At 44.0% G+C, this 21,282-nt stretch carries 22 protein-coding genes; 8 read left to right on the top strand and 14 right to left on the bottom strand.

The features are described 5' to 3' along the window. Positions 1–42: 42 nt before the first annotated feature. The 6 genes from rsgA to HKI82_RS01135 form a co-directional block, all read right to left on the bottom strand. Positions 43–1,101 (bottom strand): ribosome small subunit-dependent GTPase A, encoded by a 1,059-nt coding sequence (gene rsgA, locus HKI82_RS01160; RefSeq protein ID WP_102939996.1) that lies wholly within the window; start codon positions 1,099–1,101, stop codon positions 43–45. A 298-nt stretch (positions 1,102–1,399) separates the two neighbouring features. Next, positions 1,400–1,849, bottom strand: coding sequence for a copper chaperone PCu(A)C (locus HKI82_RS01155; protein WP_102939997.1), 450 nt, complete (start codon positions 1,847–1,849; stop codon positions 1,400–1,402). A 4-nt stretch (positions 1,850–1,853) separates the two neighbouring features. Then, the gene (locus HKI82_RS01150; RefSeq protein WP_171136936.1) at positions 1,854–2,456 is read right to left on the bottom strand and encodes an SCO family protein; all 603 of its coding nucleotides are present in this window, start codon (positions 2,454–2,456) and stop codon (positions 1,854–1,856) included. Further along, positions 2,453–2,881: a hypothetical protein gene (locus HKI82_RS01145; protein ID WP_171136935.1), complete on the bottom strand. Its 429-nt coding sequence runs from the start codon at positions 2,879–2,881 to the stop codon at positions 2,453–2,455. The genes HKI82_RS01150 and HKI82_RS01145 overlap by 4 nt, the downstream gene beginning before the upstream one ends. A gap of 151 nt (positions 2,882–3,032) precedes the next feature. Next, the gene (locus tag HKI82_RS01140; RefSeq protein WP_102940000.1) at positions 3,033–3,953 is read right to left on the bottom strand and encodes a polyprenyl-phosphate transporter; all 921 of its coding nucleotides are present in this window, start codon (positions 3,951–3,953) and stop codon (positions 3,033–3,035) included. Positions 3,954–4,047: 94 nt separating this feature from the next. Next, positions 4,048–4,800: a flagellar brake protein gene (locus HKI82_RS01135; RefSeq protein ID WP_102940001.1), complete on the bottom strand. Its 753-nt coding sequence runs from the start codon at positions 4,798–4,800 to the stop codon at positions 4,048–4,050. 122 nt (positions 4,801–4,922) lie between these two features. Here HKI82_RS01135 and HKI82_RS01130 point away from each other — a divergent pair, with 122 nt between their 5' ends. Continuing rightward, complete coding sequence (locus HKI82_RS01130; RefSeq protein ID WP_102940002.1) at positions 4,923–5,201, top strand: GNAT family N-acetyltransferase; 279 nt, start codon at positions 4,923–4,925, stop codon at positions 5,199–5,201. On the opposite strand, the gene HKI82_RS01125 is transcribed toward HKI82_RS01130, so the two are convergent. Next, positions 5,190–6,155 (bottom strand): endonuclease/exonuclease/phosphatase family protein, encoded by a 966-nt coding sequence (locus HKI82_RS01125; protein WP_102940003.1) that lies wholly within the window; start codon positions 6,153–6,155, stop codon positions 5,190–5,192. The genes HKI82_RS01130 and HKI82_RS01125 overlap by 12 nt on opposite strands. Before the next feature lie 113 nt (positions 6,156–6,268). Here HKI82_RS01125 and HKI82_RS01120 point away from each other — a divergent pair, with 113 nt between their 5' ends. Then, on the top strand, positions 6,269–7,444 hold the full coding sequence (locus HKI82_RS01120) for an MFS transporter (protein ID WP_171136934.1): 1,176 nt from the start codon (positions 6,269–6,271) through the stop codon (positions 7,442–7,444). Between the two features lie 185 nt (positions 7,445–7,629). Next, complete coding sequence (locus tag HKI82_RS01115; protein ID WP_171136933.1) at positions 7,630–9,177, top strand: methyl-accepting chemotaxis protein; 1,548 nt, start codon at positions 7,630–7,632, stop codon at positions 9,175–9,177. Between the two features lie 90 nt (positions 9,178–9,267). Here the strand turns inward: HKI82_RS01115 and HKI82_RS01110 are convergent, their stop codons facing one another. The 3 genes from HKI82_RS01110 to HKI82_RS01100 all read right to left on the bottom strand — a co-directional run bounded on the left by HKI82_RS01110 (position 9,268) and on the right by HKI82_RS01100 (position 12,109). After that, positions 9,268–9,612 (bottom strand): DUF3316 domain-containing protein, encoded by a 345-nt coding sequence (locus HKI82_RS01110; protein WP_102940005.1) that lies wholly within the window; start codon positions 9,610–9,612, stop codon positions 9,268–9,270. A 288-nt stretch (positions 9,613–9,900) separates the two neighbouring features. Then, on the bottom strand, positions 9,901–11,193 hold the full coding sequence (locus tag HKI82_RS01105; RefSeq protein WP_171136932.1) for a hypothetical protein: 1,293 nt from the start codon (positions 11,191–11,193) through the stop codon (positions 9,901–9,903). A 199-nt stretch (positions 11,194–11,392) separates the two neighbouring features. Further along, positions 11,393–12,109: an NUDIX hydrolase gene (locus tag HKI82_RS01100; protein ID WP_171136931.1), complete on the bottom strand. Its 717-nt coding sequence runs from the start codon at positions 12,107–12,109 to the stop codon at positions 11,393–11,395. Positions 12,110–12,410: 301 nt separating this feature from the next. On the opposite strand from HKI82_RS01100, the gene pncB reads away from it, so the two are divergent. From pncB to HKI82_RS01080, 4 genes are all read left to right on the top strand, one after another. Further along, positions 12,411–13,718, top strand: coding sequence for a nicotinate phosphoribosyltransferase (gene pncB / locus HKI82_RS01095; protein ID WP_171136930.1), 1,308 nt, complete (start codon positions 12,411–12,413; stop codon positions 13,716–13,718). Positions 13,719–13,829: 111 nt separating this feature from the next. Further along, complete coding sequence (locus tag HKI82_RS01090) at positions 13,830–14,870, top strand: oxidoreductase (protein ID WP_102940009.1); 1,041 nt, start codon at positions 13,830–13,832, stop codon at positions 14,868–14,870. Continuing rightward, positions 14,867–15,340, top strand: coding sequence for a heme-degrading domain-containing protein (locus tag HKI82_RS01085; RefSeq protein WP_171136929.1), 474 nt, complete (start codon positions 14,867–14,869; stop codon positions 15,338–15,340). The genes HKI82_RS01090 and HKI82_RS01085 overlap by 4 nt, the downstream gene beginning before the upstream one ends. Before the next feature lie 30 nt (positions 15,341–15,370). Further along, positions 15,371–16,510, top strand: a complete 1,140-nt coding sequence (locus HKI82_RS01080; protein WP_102940011.1) for an amidohydrolase — start codon at positions 15,371–15,373, stop codon at positions 16,508–16,510. 522 nt (positions 16,511–17,032) lie between these two features. Here the strand turns inward: HKI82_RS01080 and HKI82_RS01075 are convergent. From HKI82_RS01075 to HKI82_RS01060, 4 genes are all read right to left on the bottom strand, one after another. Beyond that, positions 17,033–18,334, bottom strand: coding sequence for a hypothetical protein (locus HKI82_RS01075; RefSeq protein WP_102940012.1), 1,302 nt, complete (start codon positions 18,332–18,334; stop codon positions 17,033–17,035). Positions 18,335–18,869: 535 nt separating this feature from the next. Further along, positions 18,870–19,241, bottom strand: coding sequence for a rhodanese-like domain-containing protein (locus HKI82_RS01070; protein ID WP_081878789.1), 372 nt, complete (start codon positions 19,239–19,241; stop codon positions 18,870–18,872). Positions 19,242–19,334: 93 nt separating this feature from the next. Further along, positions 19,335–19,913, bottom strand: a complete 579-nt coding sequence (locus HKI82_RS01065) for a nucleotidyltransferase family protein (RefSeq protein WP_102940013.1) — start codon at positions 19,911–19,913, stop codon at positions 19,335–19,337. Positions 19,914–19,939: 26 nt separating this feature from the next. Then, positions 19,940–20,596, bottom strand: coding sequence for an HAD family hydrolase (locus HKI82_RS01060; RefSeq protein WP_042490394.1), 657 nt, complete (start codon positions 20,594–20,596; stop codon positions 19,940–19,942). Positions 20,597–20,798: 202 nt separating this feature from the next. Between HKI82_RS01060 and HKI82_RS01055 the strand changes: the two genes are divergently transcribed. After that, entirely contained in the window at positions 20,799–21,266 is a 468-nt protein-coding gene (locus HKI82_RS01055) for a hypothetical protein (RefSeq protein WP_171136928.1), read from the top strand. Positions 21,267–21,282 lie beyond the last annotated feature (16 nt).

The following is a 21,282-nucleotide window of genomic DNA, read 5'->3' as shown; positions in this document are numbered from 1 at the left end:
GAAAATAAAGGGTGAAATATCACCCTTTGCTAATATTCTGGATTAATATCCTTTTTCCCTAGATTGTTTTTCCTTGATCACGCTTTTAACGTGCTTATGAAAATCTTTCTCTTTGGAACGCCTTTCTGCAATGGATTCACTATTGCGTGCTTGCTCGGCAAGAAGTTTGCGATAGTTACGCAGTCTTCTTTCATCCAGCTCTTCACTTTCTATCGCTTTTAGAACGGCACAACCCGGCTCGCTAATGTGTTTGCAATCGCTAAAGCGGCACTTGTCCGCCAAATTGGCGACGTCTGCAAATACTTCTTCGATGCCTTGTTCACAATCAGTGATTTGAATTTCCCGCATTCCTGGCGTATCAAGTAACAACGCACCGGAAGGCATAGAAAGCAGTGAACGTGATGTGGTTGTGTGGCGGCCTTTACTATCGTGTTCTCGAATACCACTGGTCTCTTGAATGTCACTACCCATCAGCGTATTCACTAAGGTAGATTTACCCACACCAGAAGACCCCATAACGGCGATTGTCTTTCCAACTTTGCACCATGCTTTCAAACTCTGGCAGCTTTCGCTGGACAGTGCGTTGATGGATTCCACGTTCAGCAATGGATTCAGAGCTTGAACCTGCTGTTTCTTGTCATCCGCATCGTCACATAGATCGGCTTTAGTCAGCACAATAACAGGCTCTACCTGAGCTTCTTTCGCAAGAGCCAGATAGCGTTCTATTCGACTGAGATTAAAGTCCTGATTGAGCGATGAGACGATAAACACCGTATCGACATTGGAAGCGATAAGTTGTTCGTAAGACTTAATACCCGCGGCTTTTCTACTAAAAAGCGACTGGCGTTCTAGCAATTTAACAAACTGGTTCGTTTCACGGTCGAGCAGTACCCAGTCTCCAACGGTCATTGCTGGCAGTTTGGCGTGAATATCTAAGTGAATTTCGCCATTCTCTGTCCAACAAATGTAGCCAGTTCGGTGATGTTCACTAATACGCGCGGGAATTGCCGTTTCTAATTCATCCCAGCTTAACTGTTGCTGGTAAACAGGTCGCCATCCTAATTGTGGCAAAGAAAGTGATAAAGTTTCGTTTAAACTCATTTGGTTACCCCAGACACGCGTAGGTACGCTGTCTTATAACGCAATTAAATATGACTAGGGCCGAATAAAGGTGTGACCCCGGTTTAGTTAAACACCGGGCAATTCAAGGGAAAGAAAGAGTTGAAGGTTAAGCTTTCTTCTCTGAAGTTGCGCGGCGGGTTTTAAATACAATCATTAAAATCTCCTAAATTTCTGGTTGAAACGCATGCAAATGATAGCAGAAGAGGCGGGAATACCCACCTCTTTTTTATGGTTTGAATAATACAAAGATTGGACAGCGCAAGTCGCTCATCTCGTATTAATGATGTTCCATCTTCATGCCACTCATGACTTTTTTAACGGGTGCTTTAAATGTCAGTTGCTCACCATCTTTGAAGGTCACTTGAACATCGATCTCTTCATTCTCTGCCAGCGGTTTTGGCAAGTTAAATAGCATGATGTGGAAGCTGCCCGGTTTCAGTTCTAGCTTGCCTTTGGCTGGGACTTTTAACTCAGAAACCTGACGCATTTTCATCACATCACCTTCTGTGAGCACATCGTGCAGTTCCACTTTTCCAGCTGCTTCTGTAGTTGCTGAAACAATGTATCGGTCAGTGTCGCTTCGGTTAACAATCTCACCAAATACTGCGCTGGTTACCGCGGTAGGTGGCGTCGCTCTCGCGTAAGGTTGATGAACCATGATGTCCATTTTCGCGTAGGCTAAAGGGCTTGCTAATAAGCTGATAAGTAACAGGGCTTTACCTTTCATTGTTTCATCCTTTTGTTGGTTGAGTGACTTCTTTTATCGCTTCCACTATTGGCGCAGGGTTCTGCGTATGTGGAACTTTTGTTATTAGAGTGCCGTCGGGTTGTAAGAAATAAAAATAGGAGCTGTGATCGAGCGTGTACTTAAGCTCCGAATTTGGTAATTCGGTTTTACGAAAGATCACGCCATATCGATTCGCGAGTGATGTCGTAATATCCAGAGGTCCAGAAAGACCCTCGATCATCGCGTGGAAGTAGTGAGCATAGGTCGCAGAGGATTCTGCATCATCTCGTTCTGGATCCAATGAAACAAACATAGGTCTAAGTTGTTTTTTTGTTTCATCGTCGATCTGATTTAACGCACCTGCCAGCATGGCCAGTGATGTTGGGCAAACGTCCGGACAACGAGTAAAGCCAAAATAGACAACACGGATTCGATCATCCGAGGTATCAAAGATGTTCACCGTTTGGTTTTTTTCACCGTACAGCGTTACATCAGACGCGGATTGCATCTCTTCCTGTTCTAGCGTTTTCTGTGCATCGAAATAGCTCTTGGTACCAAAACCAAGTACGAATGCCATGATTAAAATTAAAGACCAATTTTTACTCATCGTTCCATCCTTAATGCTGGTAGAACCGTTATTTTACCGTCAGTGAGTTGTCCTACCCATGTCATTGAGTCGCTAGTACATACGGGCAATATGATGTCAGATTCAAATCTGCCAGACTCTGCTTTTTTAAGCACGTATTTCACGGTTCCCATGTCCATTTCGACACCTTGTAGCCGTAGCTCAAGCTGCTCAGAATCGCTGTCCGGCCATGAAACCGAGAGACGATTTGCCACCAGAGGGTGCACTTTGTCCTGAGCAAGAGTCATTGAGATATTCTGTTGTGAGCAAGGGGTCGTTGACAATACACAGTACTGAGACAGATCAATGCTCTTTGTCTCTGATGAGAAGAGTTTAATGATGTCGCTTGCAAAGAAACCAGCAAGAAGTGCGGCAATAATAAAGAGAAGTTTTAACGCTGAACGCATTTTCTTACACATGGTTAGGAAAGGTGTGCGCATCCTAGCATAAACGGAGATTAAGTTTAGGAAAAGTAGGGCAAAATGTGGAAAGGTTCAAGCAAACATTGAGGAGATGAACAGGCGACTTGAAGCCGCCTATTGAGGGAATATGAAACGATTAAACGTCGTGTTTCTCAGCGTATTTTTCTAGTCCCAAAACTAAAGCGATTGCACAGCACATAAAGATAACGGCAACCACTAGCTGCGAAGACTGAGAGGTGATCGCTTCAAACTCAAATGGAGATAAGTTGTGCTGAACCAGTGGCACTTGTTCCCCATGAGAGTTAGTGCGCCATGAAACCGTCTCTTTCCACGGCCAGATTTTCGGCAAAGTACCCAGCATTAAACCCGTGAGGAACATTAAGGTGACTTCTCGGAATCGTTTTAGCAGCCAAGAAAGCACGTGAGAGAAACTCAGTAAGCCAATCACACAGCCTGATAAAAACAATAGTAAGACGTCGATTTGCACGTTTTTAACCGCACCCAATACTGTTGCATACATGCCGATTAGCAGCAGAATGAAACTGCCTGAAATACCCGGCAATATCATCGCGCAAATCGCGATAGCACCCGAAAGGATAATGTTGATGTTGCTGAGTTCGAGGTTCAATGGTTTCAAAATCGTAATGCTATAAGCAAAAGCAACACCTAGAGCCAAACATACCCAACGTGATGCGGTTTTGTGTTCCACTTGTTTGAGCATATGGAACACCGAAACAAGGATTAAACCGAAGAAGAAAGACCAAGTTGGGATAGGGTGAGTGACCAATGCCCAAGAGATGAGTTTTGCCAAAGTAGCAATACTGGTGAATATTCCCGCAAACAATGAAATGAGGAAAAAGCCGTTAATATACTGGAATGCAGCGGCAAAACCTTCGCGTTTCCAAATGCCGAGTAAGCTTGGATTTATGCGTCGAATACTTTCCAGCAAAGTGTCGTAAATGCCGGTAATGAATGCGATGGTACCACCTGAAACGCCGGGAACAACATCCGCTGCGCCCATCGCCATTCCTTTAATGAAAGTACTAAAGTAGTTCATTTCAAACCTTTAAATGAGAATAGTGATGGGGAGTATAACGAAAAAGGAACGTTCATACTCCTAGGTTTTGGTGAGATATCGAGATTTTAAGGTTTTATGCAATACGTTCGATGTTCAACGTTAGCTTGGTGCCATTGAATTTCAACTGGCTGAGTAGATTCTTAGCATTCTTTTGTCCTGCTTCATCAAACTCCATACCGTAACGTGCATAGTGGGTGGAACGTTGTAGGTTACAAATTTTACCCGTTAATGGCGCAAATACTTTGGTGCCACGCTGATCTGCAAATATCTCTATCGAGACCATTTCACCGACTTGATACGTTTTGCCAACTGGTGGGGCGATAAATCGGCATCCACTTTTGGATAAATCACGAACTTCGCCACTGGCTTTGTGTTCACCACAGATCACTCTGCCTGGCAGATTGACGTCAAAACGAGGCTCTTTCCTCAGTTGTGTTACTTGCATTGAGCTTGGTATTGACAGCATAGCCAGCGGGATTGGCTCTTGAACTACATGCAATAACTGACTGCGAAAGTGGATCATTGCGCCTTCGCCACGCGAAGATATTGCACGAATATTGATCCAGAAACCTTCTTGAAAATAAAAGCTCATATCGCTGGCTGAGATATTTGGAATTTCAGCGAGAAGATACGTGTCAGAGTGAGTACCGATAAATGGTGTTCTACAGATGAACTTTGTGCCGACAGGAGTGGTAATGTTCAGCTTCAATTCGCTACCGTGCTCAACCATAGCAAGAGCGTCGGTACTATTGAGAGTGATAACGGATTTAGTCGCTTTCGCGACATTTGTTTTAGCACTTTTAGTCGCTGTTTGTGGCGAGCTCATCCATAATCTCCAACAAGACAATTTATAATTTTTTTAAGAGTTGAGATTTTATGGTTATGCATTCAGACTTTCAATTCATCATAACCATAAAATAAGACTTGATTATCATTTTGGATATAAAAATGGAACATACCGTTATTTACGACAGAGAGAACGAGTGCTTTCGCGTCCACCTTGAAGGTGAACATTACGCGGTTGTGCGCTATCAGTTCTTCGATAAGGCTATGCACATAACGTCAACCAAAGTCCCGCAAGAATTACAGGGAAAAGGCTACGGAAAAATTATGATGGAAAGCGTTTTACCACTGATTGAAACGCAAGGGTTTAAGATTGTGCCCGTTTGCAGTTACGTAAAACACTATTTAGACCGTCATCCGCAATGGCAACATTTACGAGCGTAATTCTAGCGTGACGCATACAAACGCATGGTCACTGGCGAATTTATCCAGCTCGAAACTTGGATTGATCAGATGCTGATCCTCAACATGAAAATCAATGACTCGGGCGATATTGCGGTCTGTCTCTAAGCCGAATTCGCTCGACATCAGTATGTAATCCAAAACTTGCCCTGAAGCTCCGGTGTAATGAGTTGGCTGACGCTGAACCTTTCCCGTGTGGCAATACAGTTCCCAGCTATCGGTAAGATGGTAGGGGAGGAGCGGCAGGTAAGAATCCGGCTGGCGAAAACGGTGAGTAGAACGTAAACAGGCGAACTCTTGGCTATCAAGCAGTTGGTTAAAATCACCCATTAGTACCACCGGATGCCCAGTGGCTCGTTTTCTCTCCATGATCGCTTGATGCAATAGTGTTGCTTCGAATCCACGTTGCACAGTGGAAAGCCAGTTGCCATAGTTTTCCTGCTGCCATGTTTCAAACACGCTCGAACCTTCTTCCTTGTTTTCTAGTGTCGGACGCTGTGATTTAAAGTGAACGATATAGACATCCACTTTCCCCATTACAGGGTGGTTCAACGTTGCTCGCAGCGGTTTACGATAGAAGGTAAAAGCGTCATCGGAATTCGGTTTCTTGGCCTCAACGGCCTCTATATCTGTCAGCTCATAACGTGAAGCAATACCGACTACTGGGTGAGTGTAGATGTAGTCTTGAGAGACTTTTGGTTGGTCTACAACAGCGAAATATGAATAACCTAGCGGCTTTAACTGCGCCTCCAGTGCTTCTGCGCTGAAGATCTCCTGAAACCCGACCACATCCGCATCTAAGGTTAATAATTTCCGTTCTAACCACTGTTGTTTTTTATGCCATTGGTTGAGCTCGTAAATATTATTGAACTCGTAAAATGCATTAGGGGGAGCGAGATAGTTGAATAAGTTTGCGGTAGCAAAACGGATTTGCATCGATTGCTCCTATTTTTATCAGGATCTGGAGACCCTAGTATTAATAGTTAGGTTACAGATAAAGCGGTATTGGTTAGACTGATAATATGATAACAAGGATGATAATACTTTTAATGAACACTAAAACTTGGCGTACCCCACAAAACTTCTTAATGGTTATTTCAGCGATTGTTCCGATTGCGTTTGCTAGTTGGATGGCACTGCTCAATAACTTTGTAATCGAAAAAGCGAACTTTGATGGGGCCGATATCGGCTTGCTGCAAAGTGTGCGTGAAGTGCCTGGGTTTCTCGCTTTCACTGCTGTTTTTGTGCTGCTTTTTATCCGAGAGCAACGCTTTCTGTTGATCTCCCTTATGATGCTGACGTTGGGCACAGCAATCACGGGGTTGTTTCCTTCTTTGACCGGCTTGTTGCTAACCACTTTGTTGATGTCTACGGGTTTCCACTATTTCGAAACATTGAAGCAGTCATTATCACTGCAGTGGCTCAGTAAAGATGAAGCACCAGAAATGCTCGGTAAGATGATCTCTATAGGCGCACTGGCGTCGCTGCTGACTTACAGCGCATTGTGGATCATGCTTGAGCAATTACACTTAAGTTATGAATGGGTGTATGGCATTACTGGCGGACTTGCTTTGGCCCTAGTTATTGTCGCTGCCGTTGCATTTCCAGAGTTCAAATCGGCTACACCGCAAAACAAGAAATTGGTTTTACGTAAGCGTTACTGGCTTTACTACGCTTTGACCTTTATGAGTGGCGCTCGCCGCCAGATCTTCACTGTTTTTGCTGGCTTCTTAATGGTTGAGAAGTTCGGTTATACAGCAGCAGACATCACGTTACTCTTCTTAATCAACTACGTTTTTAACTTCTTATTTGCCAAAAAAATTGGTCGTTTTATCGGTGTGGTTGGCGAACGCAAAGCGTTAATTGTTGAGTATGTTGGCTTGATTGGTGTCTTCGTTGGCTATGCTGTGGTGACCGATGCACACTGGGCTGCGGGACTCTATGTTATCGACCATCTGTTCTTCGCCTTGGCTCTGGCTGTGAAAACCTACTTTCAAAAAATCGCCGACCCAGCAGATATGGCGTCGACAGCGGGGGTGGCATTTACCATCAACCATATTGCAGCCGTCATTATTCCAGTCAGTTTCGGTATGCTATGGCTAATATCACCAGCCGCGGTTTTTTATATCGGTGCAGGCATGGCGGGTATATCACTGCTGCTTTCTCTGAATATTCCTAAGCAACCTGAAGAAGGAAATGAAGTACGCCTATTTCGTTGGGCTTGAGGTATTTAAAAACGGTGTGATGCAAAAATGTTTATTTGTCTCACTTATGATATGTATCTTATTGATAAGTTTCTGAATTGATTAGGGTCAAAGTCACGACGGCTATCCCATGTTAAAAAAGCTGCAAAATATATCGTAATTTTTGAAATTACATTTCAACACGAACGTTAGTGAGCGCTATTTGCATGGAAGTTACTGAAAATAAAGATTACCCAGATCACGTCAGTTTTATTTCTACAACTGATCGTTCTAGTCACATCACTTATGCGAACCAAGTGTTTTGTGATATTGCAGAGTACTCGCAGGAAGAGTTGCTGGGTAATCCTCACAACCTAGTTCGTCATGCAGATATGCCTAAAGCGGCGTTCGGACAACTATGGAGCTACATCCAGGAAGGCAAAAGCTGGATGGGCATAGTTAAAAACAAATGTAAAAGCTCTAAGCATTACTGGGTTTCTGCATTCGTCACACCGATAAAAAACGAAAAGGGCGAGATCATTGAGTATCAATCGGTTCGCTCTAAGCCCACGGCTGAACAGGTGAAGCGCGCTGATGCGCTTTACAAAGCAATTAACGCGGGTAAAAAAATCTCCCTCACACGTTCTCCTCTAACCAAACTTTTGATGCTGATAAGTGTTCTCGGATTGGCAACCAATCTATATTGGATGTTGCAGCAGCAGACTTGGCTATTGGGTGCACTTTCCAGTGCATTTTTGTTAGCGCTAATGGTCGGAATCGCCCATGTACAGCGCCGATTAAGTCATTTGCAGGCATTGGCTAGCGAAGCCTATTCCAATCCTCTGTTAGAAAAGGTGTATACCGGCCGTCGCGACGAGTTTTCCCAAGTGGAACTGGCTCTTATGATGCGCAAGGCTGAGTTGAGAGCTGTTACAGCGCGAAGCGGTGATACTTCTGGTCGTATTTTGAAAGATGCCCAGCATGAATTTGAAACGGCTAAATCGATAGAGCAAAGCTTAACCGCGCAACATGCGGAAACGGAACAAGTGGCATCAGCAGTAGAGGAACTCACATACTCTATTCACGATATCGCCAGTGCGGCTTCACTGACTTCTCAACTCACTCAGGAAGCTCGTTCTGAATCCATTACGGGATTAAAGAGCATTAAAGCAACCGTGAGCAAAGTTAATGAGTTGGATAAAGAGCTGCTCAACAGCCAGACTATTTTGCAAACATTGTCTGCCCATACTAAGCAGGTTGAGTCGATCCTAGATGTGATCAGTGCGATTTCAGAGCAAACCAATTTACTTGCGTTAAATGCGGCAATTGAAGCTGCACGAGCTGGAGAGTCTGGTCGGGGATTTGCTGTGGTGGCAGACGAAGTTCGTCATTTAGCGATTAAAACCAATGACTCGACAACCGAAATTCATAGCATGATTACAGAACTGCAAGATCTTGCGGCTCAGGGTGTAAACGCCATTCAGCGTGGTTCAGATTTGTCTCAGCAGTGTATTGTGAGCGCAGATGAAACTGGCGGAATGATCAACGATATCACGTCAAAACTGGAGCAGGTATCTGACCGAAGTCAGCAGATAGCGGTTGCAGTAGAGCAGCAGGCGATTGCGACCAAAGAGATCACCGCCAATGCGGTCAACATTAAGATGTTAACGGAAAAAACCGCGCACTCTTCGGCTGACTCGGTGAACCGTACCAGAGTGCTGGTCTCAAACCTTAAAGAGTTGCAGAGGCTCATCAGTCAGTTTGAACGTAACTGATCACCTGTTAGTTTGGTAAGCAGCAAATTGATGACACTCCGTTGTCATCAATTTAGCGTGACTAACTTATATAGGGGTAAGAAGTCGAGGCTAGTTGTTTTGATCTTTGATGTCGTATTGGTAATCAACATTGACTAAACCGCGATAAGACGTTTTGTCCGGTTCAACCATGATCGATTCAACTTTCAGTTCGCTGTTGTTGATTTTAACGCTGTCTGGAACAACCAGAGGTTCAACAACACCTAGCTTGAAAGTGAGCTCTTCCGAAGATAACTCTCTCAAATCGTGAATAATTTTGAATCCTGCTTGTTGCGCTTTTTGTTCAGAATTGAACACTTCTGTTTGCAATGTGGTTTCTGATTGTTTGGTTTGGGTAGCAGCCAATACACTACCGCTTACGACCATCATAGTGATTAATGCGAGCGCTTTTTTCATGTGAATACTCCTTTAACTGTCGTTGTTATGCCCTTCCGACAAAAAGCGACACGGTGTTGATGCTATTCATCTGCCCGTGACAACTTGTTGTTTGGGTATCATGTGCATGTTGAGCACGAAATTATCCTAACAACAGACATGTAAGGAGTCCGTCAACCAATGTAAAACGATAGAAATCTTATCTTCAACTTTCTGACATTCCTGATTTAGTTGCGGTTTTTTCTAACACTGTAAAACTATTGACCAAATTTTGTTCACATTATTACGTACACAGTAAGGTTTAGTGCGTTATATCTGAGTCGAATACCACCAGAGCACAGAGCAGCAAACCAGATACATGATGGTGATGTAGCGCCAGTTGGCCTTAAGCAACGCTTTCGCACTGATATCGTAGCGAGACTGAATACTGAGTTGGACACCAGAAAAAGGTGAGGCGGTAATGCCTAATGACCAGCCCATCAGCAGAGTTAAACCAAGCATATTAGGGGCTGCCATTGAAGGCGCAAGTACACTGCCTGCCAATACCACACTGGTCACTGGGTGCATTCCTGTCATCGCCAAAGCAATGAGTACGGCGACTGTCACGCTGGCTTCAATCGCGCCAAAATGTTGCGGTGCTAATTGAATGTTCATTGCATCTAAAGAGGCAGCAACACCCGATGCGAGCATAGCAGCGGCAGCAAACAAAACCACTTCGCCGCTGGAATTGGCAATTCCAGACTCAATATGGTTGCGTGCCGCGACAATTGCGTGGTAGCCCTTATTAATCAGAAGCCACAAAGCGATAAAGCACAAAGACGTTAAAGTCACCAGAGAGAGTACGCTAATGTGCGGATAGAACTTATGAGCGGCGATTACAACGGATGCAAGTAAAGCGGGCATCCACAAAGAGTAGATAGAAATTGGGTAGCCCGAAACAGAGTCTGCATCTGCGCGACGAACAAGTTGCCAGCCGCTTATGGCTAATGCCACTGCGCATACCGGAATACCGTAGCTCACCAAGGTACCAAGTTCAGAGCCGGGAGCACTGGTCAACGCTAAACCCATAGAAGCAAAAAACGGTGACCATAACGCACAGGCAGCGAAGCCTCGCAGTAACACTAAACCTTGAGTTGTGCTGAGTTTGCTTTGTGTTGCCAGCTTATCGCCGATAATCATAACGGACGAGATGTTGAGCACAGTGCCAAATAGATGAGCGCCAAGCAGAGTCCGAATCACAGCGCTTTTGCCTTGAGGGAGCGTTTCTCCTGTTTTGACGCTATTGACCGCGAAAATACGAAGAAACCCAACACCGACGATCATGGCCACCACGTTTTGGTTGGCATCTAAGGCTTTTAACAGATAACGTCCATCAAGCCCTTTGAACAATCCGTAGAGCAAGCCAATTGAGCCTACTGCCATCAGCAGGATAATTTGTTTTCTTTGCGTTGGTTTGACGTAGGGCACGAACAGCATGACGACTAGCCAGATAGGAATTCCCGCCCAGTAGCCGCTGAATAGACCTGTGATCTGAGCGACGAGCGAAAGTAGTACGCTAAGCATTAACAACCAGCCGCCAGTAGCAGCAACAGAGGGTTTCATAGTTTTAAGTACGCCAAACAAAAAGTGAATGAAATGTAGGGAAGTGGCGATATTTGTTGGAATTATTTTTGTTTATACACAAAACGCTTGAACAAAAAGCTTCAAGCCGTAACGGTATGATTGTTTACATATTACTCATCAATGTTGCGGGCGCAATAGCGATTGTGAATAAAATTTAGGCGTACTAAAAATGGGCGGTTTAACCACGCAGGCAGGTCTGGAAATAGCTCACTTCGTTGGTCGCTAACTTGTACACATTTGCAGGTTTGCCGCCTTTACCTTTGCTCGACGCTGCAATTTTGTTGGCACTGACAATAATGCCAGTATCAATTAAGCGTCGCTTGATGGTCATACGGTTTACTTCAACGCCAAACTTGCTGTAGGCATCAATAATGTCTGCCACCAGGAATTCTTTTTCCAATAGAAACAGAACCACAGAGGTATATTCTACCGCCGCTCTAAGCTTTTTCCATGCGTGCTGAATTTGTGCGACGTGGTCAAAAGCCAGTTCCATTTTTTCATCAAGCAAAGGTGGCAAGTCAAACCAATCTGCGCGGCTTTTGTCTGTTCCTGCATTTTCGATTTGCTGAACGTTGGATGGATTGAGAAGCGCATAGTGAGAAATGCTGATACTCCAGCCTTCCGGATCTCGTTTAGGGTTGCCATCCACTAGAGGATCACTGATGTAATTGGGATAGGTGTGTATCTTTTGGCGACAGATTCTTCGGTGTGCAGAATTGAAATCTTCATCTGCGGGCTCGCCACCTTGACTGGTCATATCCTCGTCGTAAACAAACCCGCCCGGCAGCGCCCATTTACCACAGTCAGGGCGGTTTGGGTTAGAGCGTTTTACGAGTAGGGTCTGAATCCCCGATGGTGCGAGACGAAGGCAAACCATATCAATGGTAACAATCATAATAAGAATCCTGACATTTAGTGGCACCATTCTAGGCAAGTGAATATTGAGGGTCAATGTAAATAACATATCGTGACAAACTAGATTAGAAATTTGAGAAAAGACGGAGGTAGTTACAATAAGTCTCTGTAATTAATATGAATCAATGCAGACGAGTTACAGATCTATAAAACGACACTTTTTGTGTGGTTTGTAACGAAGTTTGACAAACTAAAAGGGTTGAATTATTGTTCATGGCAAAGTTAGGAACAAAATGTTACTAACGCGAATCACTCCTTGCAGTAAACAGAAGGAAGGCATCATGAGCAATCGCCTATTCTCTCCTCAAATCATCCGCAGTCTATTGGATTTAGATGCCTATAAAATCAATATGATGCAGGCTATTCATTCCAATTATCCTGATACACAAGTGCGTTATGAACTGATTGTTCGTAGCGATGAAGATGTCAGTGACTTACTGGAAGAAGTTGGTGAAGAAATTGCTCATCTGTCCTCGTTAAGATTCTCCGATGCCGATATCGCGTATTTAGGCGCTCATTTCCCGCATTTGAAACCGTCGTTCATTCAGTCTTTGCGCTATTTCCACTTTCAGCCTGAACGTCAGGTTGAGTTAGATGTGGTTAAACAGGACGGTAAACATCAGCTGCGAATCAGCATTCAAGGTTCTTGGCGTGACACCATCTTGTACGAAACCATAGTGATGGCGATTGTGTCTGAAGTTCGCAACCGTCGCCGTTGGGCGGATGTGCCTGCTGAACTGCCAATGCAAGTGTTTGCCGAGAAAATAGCGTTGCTGAAATCAGAAATCGCTAAACGCGGCATTACCAATTTCTCACTAACTGAAATGGGGACGCGCCGCCGCTTCTCCGGTCAGGTGCAAAGAGATGTGATGGCGCATCTGAAAAAAGAAATACCGGAATTGTTATTGGGTACCAGTAACTGCCACTTTGCCCGTGAGTTTCATTTAAAACCGATTGGCACTATCGCCCACGAGTGGTTCATGGGGCATCAAGCGTTAGTGAATGTGCGTGATTCTCAGCGCGTGGCACTTGAACAATGGCTAAACGCATTTGAAGGTCAGATCGCTATTGCGCCAACAGATACACTCACGATTGATGCTTTCATCAGTGACTTCAATATGCACCTAGCTAAAGCCTACAGTGGCGTTAGACACGATTCCGGTTGCCCGTTTAAGTGGGGCGACCGAATGATTGCTCACTATGAGAGCCTTGGTATTGACCCGAAAACGAAAATCTTCATTTTCTCCAATGGATTGAACTTCAATGAAGCATTGGATCTGTGCGAATACTTTGCAGGTCGAGTTCAGATTTCCTTCGGTATCGGTACGTTTTTGACTAACGATCTCGCAGGTTGGCAAAATGAGCAGGGCAAGAGCTACAAGCCACTTTCTATCGTGATTAAGTTGACAGAGTGCAATGGCAGACCTGTGGCGAAGATCAGTGATGAGCCGGAAAAAGCCATGTGTGAAGACCCACTGTTTCTCGCCAACCTTAAGCGCAGATTCGATATTGAAGTCGATATCGATGCCTTGATTAAATCGCTCAAGAAACAAAAGCAGACTAAGCACAAGTACATCGTCGCTGCTTAATCCGTCAGTCATACCATTAAAAGAGCCTTCTCTGGTTTTTTCACTAGAGAGGGCTTTATTTTTATGTCACGATACCGGTTTCATTCCGCCTCTAAAAAGGATTGCTTTGATATGAGTTTCACTCCAGTAAAAACAGCCGTTATTGGTTACGGCTTTTCCGCAAAAACCTTCCATCTTCCATTTATCAAAGCGCTACCAGAGTTAGAGTTATCCGCTATCAGCTCCAGTCAACAAGCGAGTGTTGAAGCTGACTGGCCGCAAGCGAAGTGGTTTGCTGATGCGAATGAATTACTAGATAACAGTGATGCTGAGCTGGTGATCATCACCGCGCCAAACGATGTGCATTACTCACTGACAAAACGCGCGCTGGAAAATGGCAAACACGTTATCGTTGAAAAGCCGTTTGTTACTCGAGTGGAAGAGGGTGAAGAGCTGATTGCTCTGGCTGAAGAGAAAGGACTTGTGCTGAGCGTGTTCCATAACCGCCGTTGGGATGGTGATCTTCTTACAGTGAAAAAACTCATTGATGAGGGCCGACTTGGTGAAGTGAAACTGTTTGAATCTCACTTCGATCGCTACCGTCCGGAAGTTCGTCAACGTTGGAGAGAAATGTCCGCTGACGGCGGCGGTATTCTGTTTGATTTAGCGCCTCATTTGCTGGATCAGGCGCTTATGTTGTTCGGGATGCCACAAGCCATCAATGCACAATGCAGAAATATGCGCCCGGGTTCGACCACTAACGACTACTTTAATCTTATTCTGCATTACCCAGAACATCTGGTTCACCTGCACGGCAACATGTATAGCCCAGAGCCGAACTTGCGATACAAGGTATTAGGTACCTTGGGTAAATATGAAAAATACGGATTAGACCCGCAAGAGCAGTGCCTAAAAGATGGCGTGGAACCCAACGCATCAGGCTGGGCGAAAGAAGAGGAATCTTCGTACGGCAAACTGTATCTGGAAAATGAATCTCACACGATTACAACCGAACACGGCTGCTACGAAATGTACTTTAAGGCTGTTGCATCGGCTATTCGTCTTGGAACAGAAAACCCTGTACCAGCGACGGAAGCACTGAAAAATATCACCCTGATTCAGATGGCGATGGAAAGCAGCGAAACGGGTCAAACGCTCACGGTGAACCTATGAGTTACACCCTAGAAAGCTTGATTGAACAAGAACACCAGCTTGAGTTGGAATATTTCAACCAAGATGTTGCTTGGCAGTTGGGCACCTGCATTAAAACGCTTGCCGAGAAAAAAGGCGCGTCGATATCGATAGAAGTGTTTGGTTTCGGCCAAACCTTATTTCAATATTGCATGATGGGTTCGAGTGCGGATCAGCTGGATTGGATTCGTCGTAAGCGTAATTCAGTGTTGTGTTATGGCAAAAGTACTTACTACTTATCTCTCTACAATGAGGGTAAGAAGCGAGTATTTGAAACTCAGCCACACATTGACCCGAATGAATACTGTGCTCACGGCGGCTCATTCCCAATCCGAATCAAAGGTTCTGGTTTAGTGGGAGCGGTAACGGCATCTGGGTTGGCTTCGTTGGAAGATCACGAGCTGGTAACCGAAGCAATGAAGCAAGCGCTGGAATCTCAAAAAGCACAATAAATACTGAGAACGACAAGGAGGTCGTGAATTATGTCTCAAACAACGTGGAGTGATTTTAGACGCGCGCTGCACCAGTATCCTGAACTCTCAAACCATGAGCATCAAACCGCTCATCGTGTCAAAGATGTGTTTAAGCGTTTCCAGCCGGATGAAACGGTGTCTTCTCTTGGCGGTCATGGCGTTGCTTTCGTTTTTAACGGTTTCAAAAAAGGGCCCACAACCTTAATTCGTTGTGAGTTGGATGCATTACCTATCGAAGAGTGTAATGACTTCGCTCATCGCTCGGTTCATCAGGGCGTGTCGCACAAGTGTGGTCATGATGGTCATATGGCAATTGTGACGGCATTAGGTGAAATGCTCTCCGAAAACAAACCGAAATCTGGTCGCGTTATTCTCGCTTTTCAACCAGCAGAAGAGACGGGAGAAGGTGCCATCAATATGGTGAATGACCCTTCGTTTTCAAATTATCTGCCGGACTTCGCCTTTGCTCTGCATAATTATCCGGGGCTGGAGTTAGGGCATGTAGCAGTAAAATCCGGTTCTTTTAACTGCGCTTCTCGCGGGATGATCATTCGCCTCAAAGGGAAAACCTCTCATGCAGCTCATCCTGAGAATGGGGTCAGCCCTGCTTTGGCGATGTGCAGCATTATTGAATCCTTAGCTGCCTTACCTGAAACCCTTACTCAAAGAAGTTGGGTGACCGTTATTCATGCATCTCTTGGCGAAATTGCTTTTGGTACTTCACCGGGTGACGCAGTGGTTATGGCGACGCTGCGCAGCGAAACCAACGAAGCAATGGAGAGCTTGGTTAATGCAGCAACAGAAATTGCGCAGGAACTGGCACAGCAACATGGGTTGACGTGGTCGCTGGAATGGCAGGATGTTTTTCAGGCCAGTGTGAACTCGCAACTTGGTGCCGAGCTGGTGGTGAAAGCGTGTCAAAGCACTCAGACACCTTGCCATATTCTGAAGGAACCAATGCGCTGGTCGGAAGATTTCGGACAGTTTACAGCGGTTGCAAGAGAGGGCGCGATGTTTGTGCTCGGCTCAGGCAGCAAAAGCCCACAACTTCATAACCCCGATTATGATTTCCCAGATGAGTTAATACCAGTTGGTAAAGCGGTATTCGCAGATCTAATCGAACAGATTAATGGTTTAAACAGAGCTTAAACCTAAACAATAACGGCATCTTAAGATGCCGTTATTGAATTAAACTTATGTAAGTTAAGTGTGTTTGTTATTTGATGCCCACTTAATGATCTCAACGACAGACCAACCACATCCCCAAATGAATCTTTCACTTCGCCAACAGGTTTAAGTTCTGACGCATAGATATAATTCGCACTCACTCTTCCTCCACGCCAAAATTTCGCTAGTTAAAAATGATGTAGAACCTTTAATGGTATGGCTCTGAGGGCATTTGAGGGGATAAATCGTTTATGGACAATTTGATTTACCGGTAGGAGTAAATTATCAGTTTTCGGAAAACTTTTAGTATTGCAAAGACTCAATAGAATACAGAATAAATTTCCCATATCAGCCTTTATTGAGTTTCAAAAGGAAAGCAGCAAACAGTTGCAAGAATATAATTAAAGCATGCAGTTAAGTGCGATAACGGAGCAAAATAATTGGTGGTAAAAGAGGAACTCAAATCAGAGTTCCTCTTTCTTTTAGTTAGCCGTGAGTGAAAACTTAGTCAACAAAAGCGGGCAGACTATTTAAGTCAAGTGAACCTGCGATAACACCACCAGAGATAGTGATATTCACTGGACCATAGTTATCACTGCTGCTGGTTACGGCATATAACTTATAATCGCCGTCGCTGATATTTTTCGTAGTATACAATATTTTCGAACTATCAGAGCTTGAAACAACTGCTTCAATGCTTGGTTGATAGATAGAATCTGTCTCAATGAAGAAGTTAGTATACGTTCTATCAGCGCTGAAGCTGACGGTTTTATCGTAGTTATCAGCGATATAGTTCACTATATGAGTTTGGAAGCCAGCCGCTGTTTGTAAATCAGCAAGAGTGAAACTGGTAATCCCTTTATTGCTCAGCAAAGTATTAAAACGCGTTTCAAGTGCTGTGGTGTCAGTGAGCACATCATAATCACTATATAGATAGAGCCAATCTTTTAAGGCAAAGTTAGTACCTTGATCTTGGATTGCTTGCAGCATGGTTGCGTAGTAATAGTATTCGTCATAACCCTCATAACTAGTCAAACCAGCATTAGAACTATCATTATAATTATTAATAAGCGCTGGGGAAACGACCGAGGACCCAGTAGCTGAGTAGAAGGTTGATTCAATCTCTGAGTTATAAATTTGCGCTTGTTCGGCAGCAATGGTCGCGATTGCTTCTTTAATCCAACGCATAGTGCTGGTGTTCATGGTGTAAGTTTGACCGTTATCTACAGCGTTGAGATACGAGATGTTCTCGCCCAAGACGTGAGTCATTTCATGTAGCATTATCACGTAATCACTTGCAGCTGCGGCGGTATAAACCATTTCCAACTCGTTGTAATCTAATGCTGAACCTTTAAACCCAGAGTCTGAAGCGGTTTTTAGACACACAGTCCACGCTTCACTTTTGATAGTTGTGTCGTTGGCTGCATCTATATCAAACATATCTTCAGCAATCATATCTTGCCAGACTATTTCAGCCATTTGTGCCGCACGTATAGCATTAGCTTGTGAAACTTCATAGCCAGTTTCAGTTACTATATTGAAGTGGTCTGTACTAATGAGATAGTTACTTGAGACAGCATTGTTACAAAGTGAAGTATCACTGATAGTTGTCACGTTATAGTTAATTGCATCCATACGTGTGTTTAATGCAGCGACTTCACTGGTAGTATTTGATTGAGTTGTACTCGGAGTTGGCGAGTTTGGAGAACCGCCAGAAGAGTCGTCACCGCCACAACCCGTTAAAATAACGGCTAAAGCTGATGCTACTAGGCCCAGCTTGATATTTTTATCTTGATAGAAAACCACTACGAATCCTTTTTATTGAATAATTGAGCAAATTTCGTTAACAGTTATTAGCATTAAACGAACATTCATTTGCTCGCTAAATATATTTTTAAATCATTGATAAATTAATAAAAAACTCTCATTAAGGATTGATTAAAATCAATAGATGGTAAGATATTTTTTGAGTCGTATTTTTAATGCGAGGGGGCACTTGAAACAAACTAGCCACGTATTTATTCAATAGAAATCATTAATCATTAGAGAAATTCAATCAAACAAGTCTTGCTAGGAATGTAGCAAACAATGCATCTATGAAGAAAAGGGGCAATATTTAGTTAGAACAGTGCGGAAATACTGAAGATGTTGAGTGGTTGTAAAAATATCTATTCGGTTTAAATTTCTCACCAAAGTATGCGTAGAAAACGCAGTTCCACAAAATGAATTCTTAGTTGCCGATGTGTTCAGTTTGTCGTTGTTTTCACTGCACTTACAAACTACCAATAGCTATTAATGGTCTTCTTTGACGGTGCAGTGATTTAGTTGGTAAGAGAGATAATCAGTTCAGTGGTGCTTGGTTCAGTTGTGCTTCCTGCATTTCTGATAAACCGCCACCGTTGTGAACATTGATAAAGCCCTGTTTCACAAGAGATTCCATCGCCATACCTGAGCGGTTTCCACTGCGGCAGTAAACGACAATAGAACGATCTTTGGCGATATCTGCAAAACCAGTTTCAACCGTGTTGAGTGGAATATTAATCGCGTTATCGAGGTGACCTTGAGCGAATTCTTCAGGGGTTCTCACATCAACCACCAGTGCGCCACTTTCAATCAGTTCCCATGCGGCATCAGCTCGCTGTGACGCCAAAGCTGAACCTGCTGGTAACGCCATTGCGCCACCTAAAAGTAAACTTAATAGCTTTTTCCACATAACCTTACATCTCCTTGGTGGATATCCTACTGAACTCATTATGAACGCAATTTTCCAAGTTCGACAATAAAAACCTCAAGAGCTTTTGAACGTTCATTCCAACATTTGAATAGAGGCTTGGTTCACTTCTTCTAAGACGAGTTTAGGCCAAATAGTAAGCCAGTTTTTCTTGTGTACTCTTTGAGTAAAAACATCGGGTTGAGGGAATTGTGGATTGAGAGCAACGTTCAGCGACCAGTTTTCTTCTAGGCCAAAAGGGGCACAAAAGGTGAGTTGGTCATCTACGCCCAAATGAACACCAACACAGGTTGGCACTTCTACCCAATGGGCAATGGCATGTTCGGTACTTTGATACGGGGAATGACCATGATTTAAGTGCATCCGAGCTTGATTTCGGACTTCCCAATTGATGTGCGGAAGCGCACTGTTCAAATGATTCTGATAGCGAAGCTCAGTATCGTGACTTAGATCTTCAGTATCGAAATAGACCAAATCAATGTCGTTTAATGGTGTGATTTCTGGTTTGGAATGCAGATGATCCCAAATAGCATTTCTTAAAAAGCCCGCAGCGAGATACCAGTTAGGTAAAGCAAGCGTTCGTGCCACTGTGAGACATTCCATTCTGAACTCATCACCTTTTATCAGTAGGTTTGTTTGCTCGATAACGCTCATCTTTGGGCTTCCTAAATGTTTAATGCTTAGCTTGCCGCTTTTAATTCGCTTAATACATCGTGCATTGAGTTGCGAATATATGGGCCGAGTGCCAGCACATCGTCACAAGGTTTGACTAAGTCAGGGATTTGATAAGTGATCATGTTTGCAGCCATCGCAGATTTCACACCGTTGTTCGAATCTTCAAAGGCAAGGCAATGCTCTGGGGCGATATTTAAACGTTCAGCCGCGAGAAGATAAATCTCTGGGTCTGGTTTACCGTTCTTCACTTCACAGCCTGTCGCGTAGGTATCGAAGTACTGATCAAGCTCAGCCAAACGTAGTTTTACGGTGGCAACGTCGCGTTGAGTGGAGGTAGCGACAGCGGTAGGAATATTGTTTTCTTTCAGCCATTGCAGAAGTTCAACAACCCCTTCTTTGACAGGAATCGCTTGGTGCTTCACAACCGCATCGTAGCGCTTACGCCATTCTTGATGCAGTACTGGGTAATCTAAATCAGGGCCGTAACCTTCACGTAAGGTTTGTTCTATTCCCGCCGCGTTTTTGCCAATGACAGACAGGTAAATCTCTCGGTGGAAAGGTACGCCTACTGCGTAGCAGGCTTGTTCGAAGATTTCTAAACAGACTTGCTCGGTATTCAGCAATAGTCCGTCCATATCAAAAATAGCAGCTTTGAATTTCATTATTACAACTTTGAGCTGGTGTGTGGAAGCTCGTTATTCTCCCATATTCTGACTTTGAAGTGAGATTTTTTTTATCGGCTTGAAAGCGTCTGCTTATCTTTCCTTACGTAACGCATTATGCAGAGAGAGATTTTTCGCCTTGGGTTATCCTTACGCCCCGTTTTTGGGAGCAGCTTCAAACAACATACCGGCTTAAGCCGTTTTGGAAGGGAAGATCGTTGAAATCTGCATCAATTCAGCAATGGGTGCCAGGGTTGCACCAGCTCAAAAACTTGGTTATCGCTGGCGTAAACCGAGTATGCCCAAGTGGTGCGAGTTAAGCGGTATTCATGTCGGCGACGGAGGTTTAGTGTTACCAGCAGATATGTTTGTGGAGATCAAACTCAGTGGCTGCTATTTCAATGACGTAGGGGAAGGATACATCCCTGAAATTCAGAAAGAAACTGAAAGCTCAGTCGAAGATATTCCTGTTTCTCAAATAATACTTTATCTCAGTTTTAATGGTCTTCATTCGAGTAAGTTTTTGCCTGAACAGGTTAAAAGTTACTTGGATGAAGGCCATTTTTTTGGCGATAATTTTAATGTATTGAAAGTATTAAACAAAATTCTTGGTACGGACTTTGGTTGTCGTATAGCAAAGCCAATAATAAACAACGTAGTCAATGAGTGATTATTGGTTAGTTTCG

Source organism: Vibrio plantisponsor (genome assembly GCF_013041605.1).
Classification (GTDB): domain Bacteria; phylum Pseudomonadota; class Gammaproteobacteria; order Enterobacterales; family Vibrionaceae; genus Vibrio; species Vibrio plantisponsor.
The sequence above is the reverse complement of the archived record's forward strand: the minus strand, read 5'-3'. Positions and strand labels throughout refer to the sequence as shown.

Bases quoted from the DNA above. Each gene is read 5' to 3' on its own strand.
- rsgA (WP_102939996.1), bottom strand. From the start codon at position 1,101: ATGAGTTTAAACGAAACTTTATCACTTTCTTTGCCACAATTAGGATGG.
- HKI82_RS01155 (WP_102939997.1), bottom strand. From the start codon at position 1,849: ATGAAAGGTAAAGCCCTGTTACTTATCAGCTTATTAGCAAGCCCTTTA.
- HKI82_RS01150 (WP_171136936.1), bottom strand. From the start codon at position 2,456: ATGAGTAAAAATTGGTCTTTAATTTTAATCATGGCATTCGTACTTGGT.
- HKI82_RS01145 (WP_171136935.1), bottom strand. From the start codon at position 2,881: ATGCGTTCAGCGTTAAAACTTCTCTTTATTATTGCCGCACTTCTTGCT.
- HKI82_RS01140 (WP_102940000.1), bottom strand. From the start codon at position 3,953: ATGAACTACTTTAGTACTTTCATTAAAGGAATGGCGATGGGCGCAGCG.
- HKI82_RS01135 (WP_102940001.1), bottom strand. From the start codon at position 4,800: ATGAGCTCGCCACAAACAGCGACTAAAAGTGCTAAAACAAATGTCGCG.
- HKI82_RS01130 (WP_102940002.1), top strand. From the start codon at position 4,923: ATGGAACATACCGTTATTTACGACAGAGAGAACGAGTGCTTTCGCGTC.
- HKI82_RS01125 (WP_102940003.1), bottom strand. From the start codon at position 6,155: ATGCAAATCCGTTTTGCTACCGCAAACTTATTCAACTATCTCGCTCCC.
- HKI82_RS01120 (WP_171136934.1), top strand. From the start codon at position 6,269: ATGAACACTAAAACTTGGCGTACCCCACAAAACTTCTTAATGGTTATT.
- HKI82_RS01115 (WP_171136933.1), top strand. From the start codon at position 7,630: ATGGAAGTTACTGAAAATAAAGATTACCCAGATCACGTCAGTTTTATT.
- HKI82_RS01110 (WP_102940005.1), bottom strand. From the start codon at position 9,612: ATGAAAAAAGCGCTCGCATTAATCACTATGATGGTCGTAAGCGGTAGT.
- HKI82_RS01105 (WP_171136932.1), bottom strand. From the start codon at position 11,193: ATGAAACCCTCTGTTGCTGCTACTGGCGGCTGGTTGTTAATGCTTAGC.
- HKI82_RS01100 (WP_171136931.1), bottom strand. From the start codon at position 12,109: ATGATTGTTACCATTGATATGGTTTGCCTTCGTCTCGCACCATCGGGG.
- pncB (WP_171136930.1), top strand. From the start codon at position 12,411: ATGAGCAATCGCCTATTCTCTCCTCAAATCATCCGCAGTCTATTGGAT.
- HKI82_RS01090 (WP_102940009.1), top strand. From the start codon at position 13,830: ATGAGTTTCACTCCAGTAAAAACAGCCGTTATTGGTTACGGCTTTTCC.
- HKI82_RS01085 (WP_171136929.1), top strand. From the start codon at position 14,867: ATGAGTTACACCCTAGAAAGCTTGATTGAACAAGAACACCAGCTTGAG.
- HKI82_RS01080 (WP_102940011.1), top strand. From the start codon at position 15,371: ATGTCTCAAACAACGTGGAGTGATTTTAGACGCGCGCTGCACCAGTAT.
- HKI82_RS01070 (WP_081878789.1), bottom strand. From the start codon at position 19,241: ATGTGGAAAAAGCTATTAAGTTTACTTTTAGGTGGCGCAATGGCGTTA.
- HKI82_RS01065 (WP_102940013.1), bottom strand. From the start codon at position 19,913: ATGAGCGTTATCGAGCAAACAAACCTACTGATAAAAGGTGATGAGTTC.
- HKI82_RS01060 (WP_042490394.1), bottom strand. From the start codon at position 20,596: ATGAAATTCAAAGCTGCTATTTTTGATATGGACGGACTATTGCTGAAT.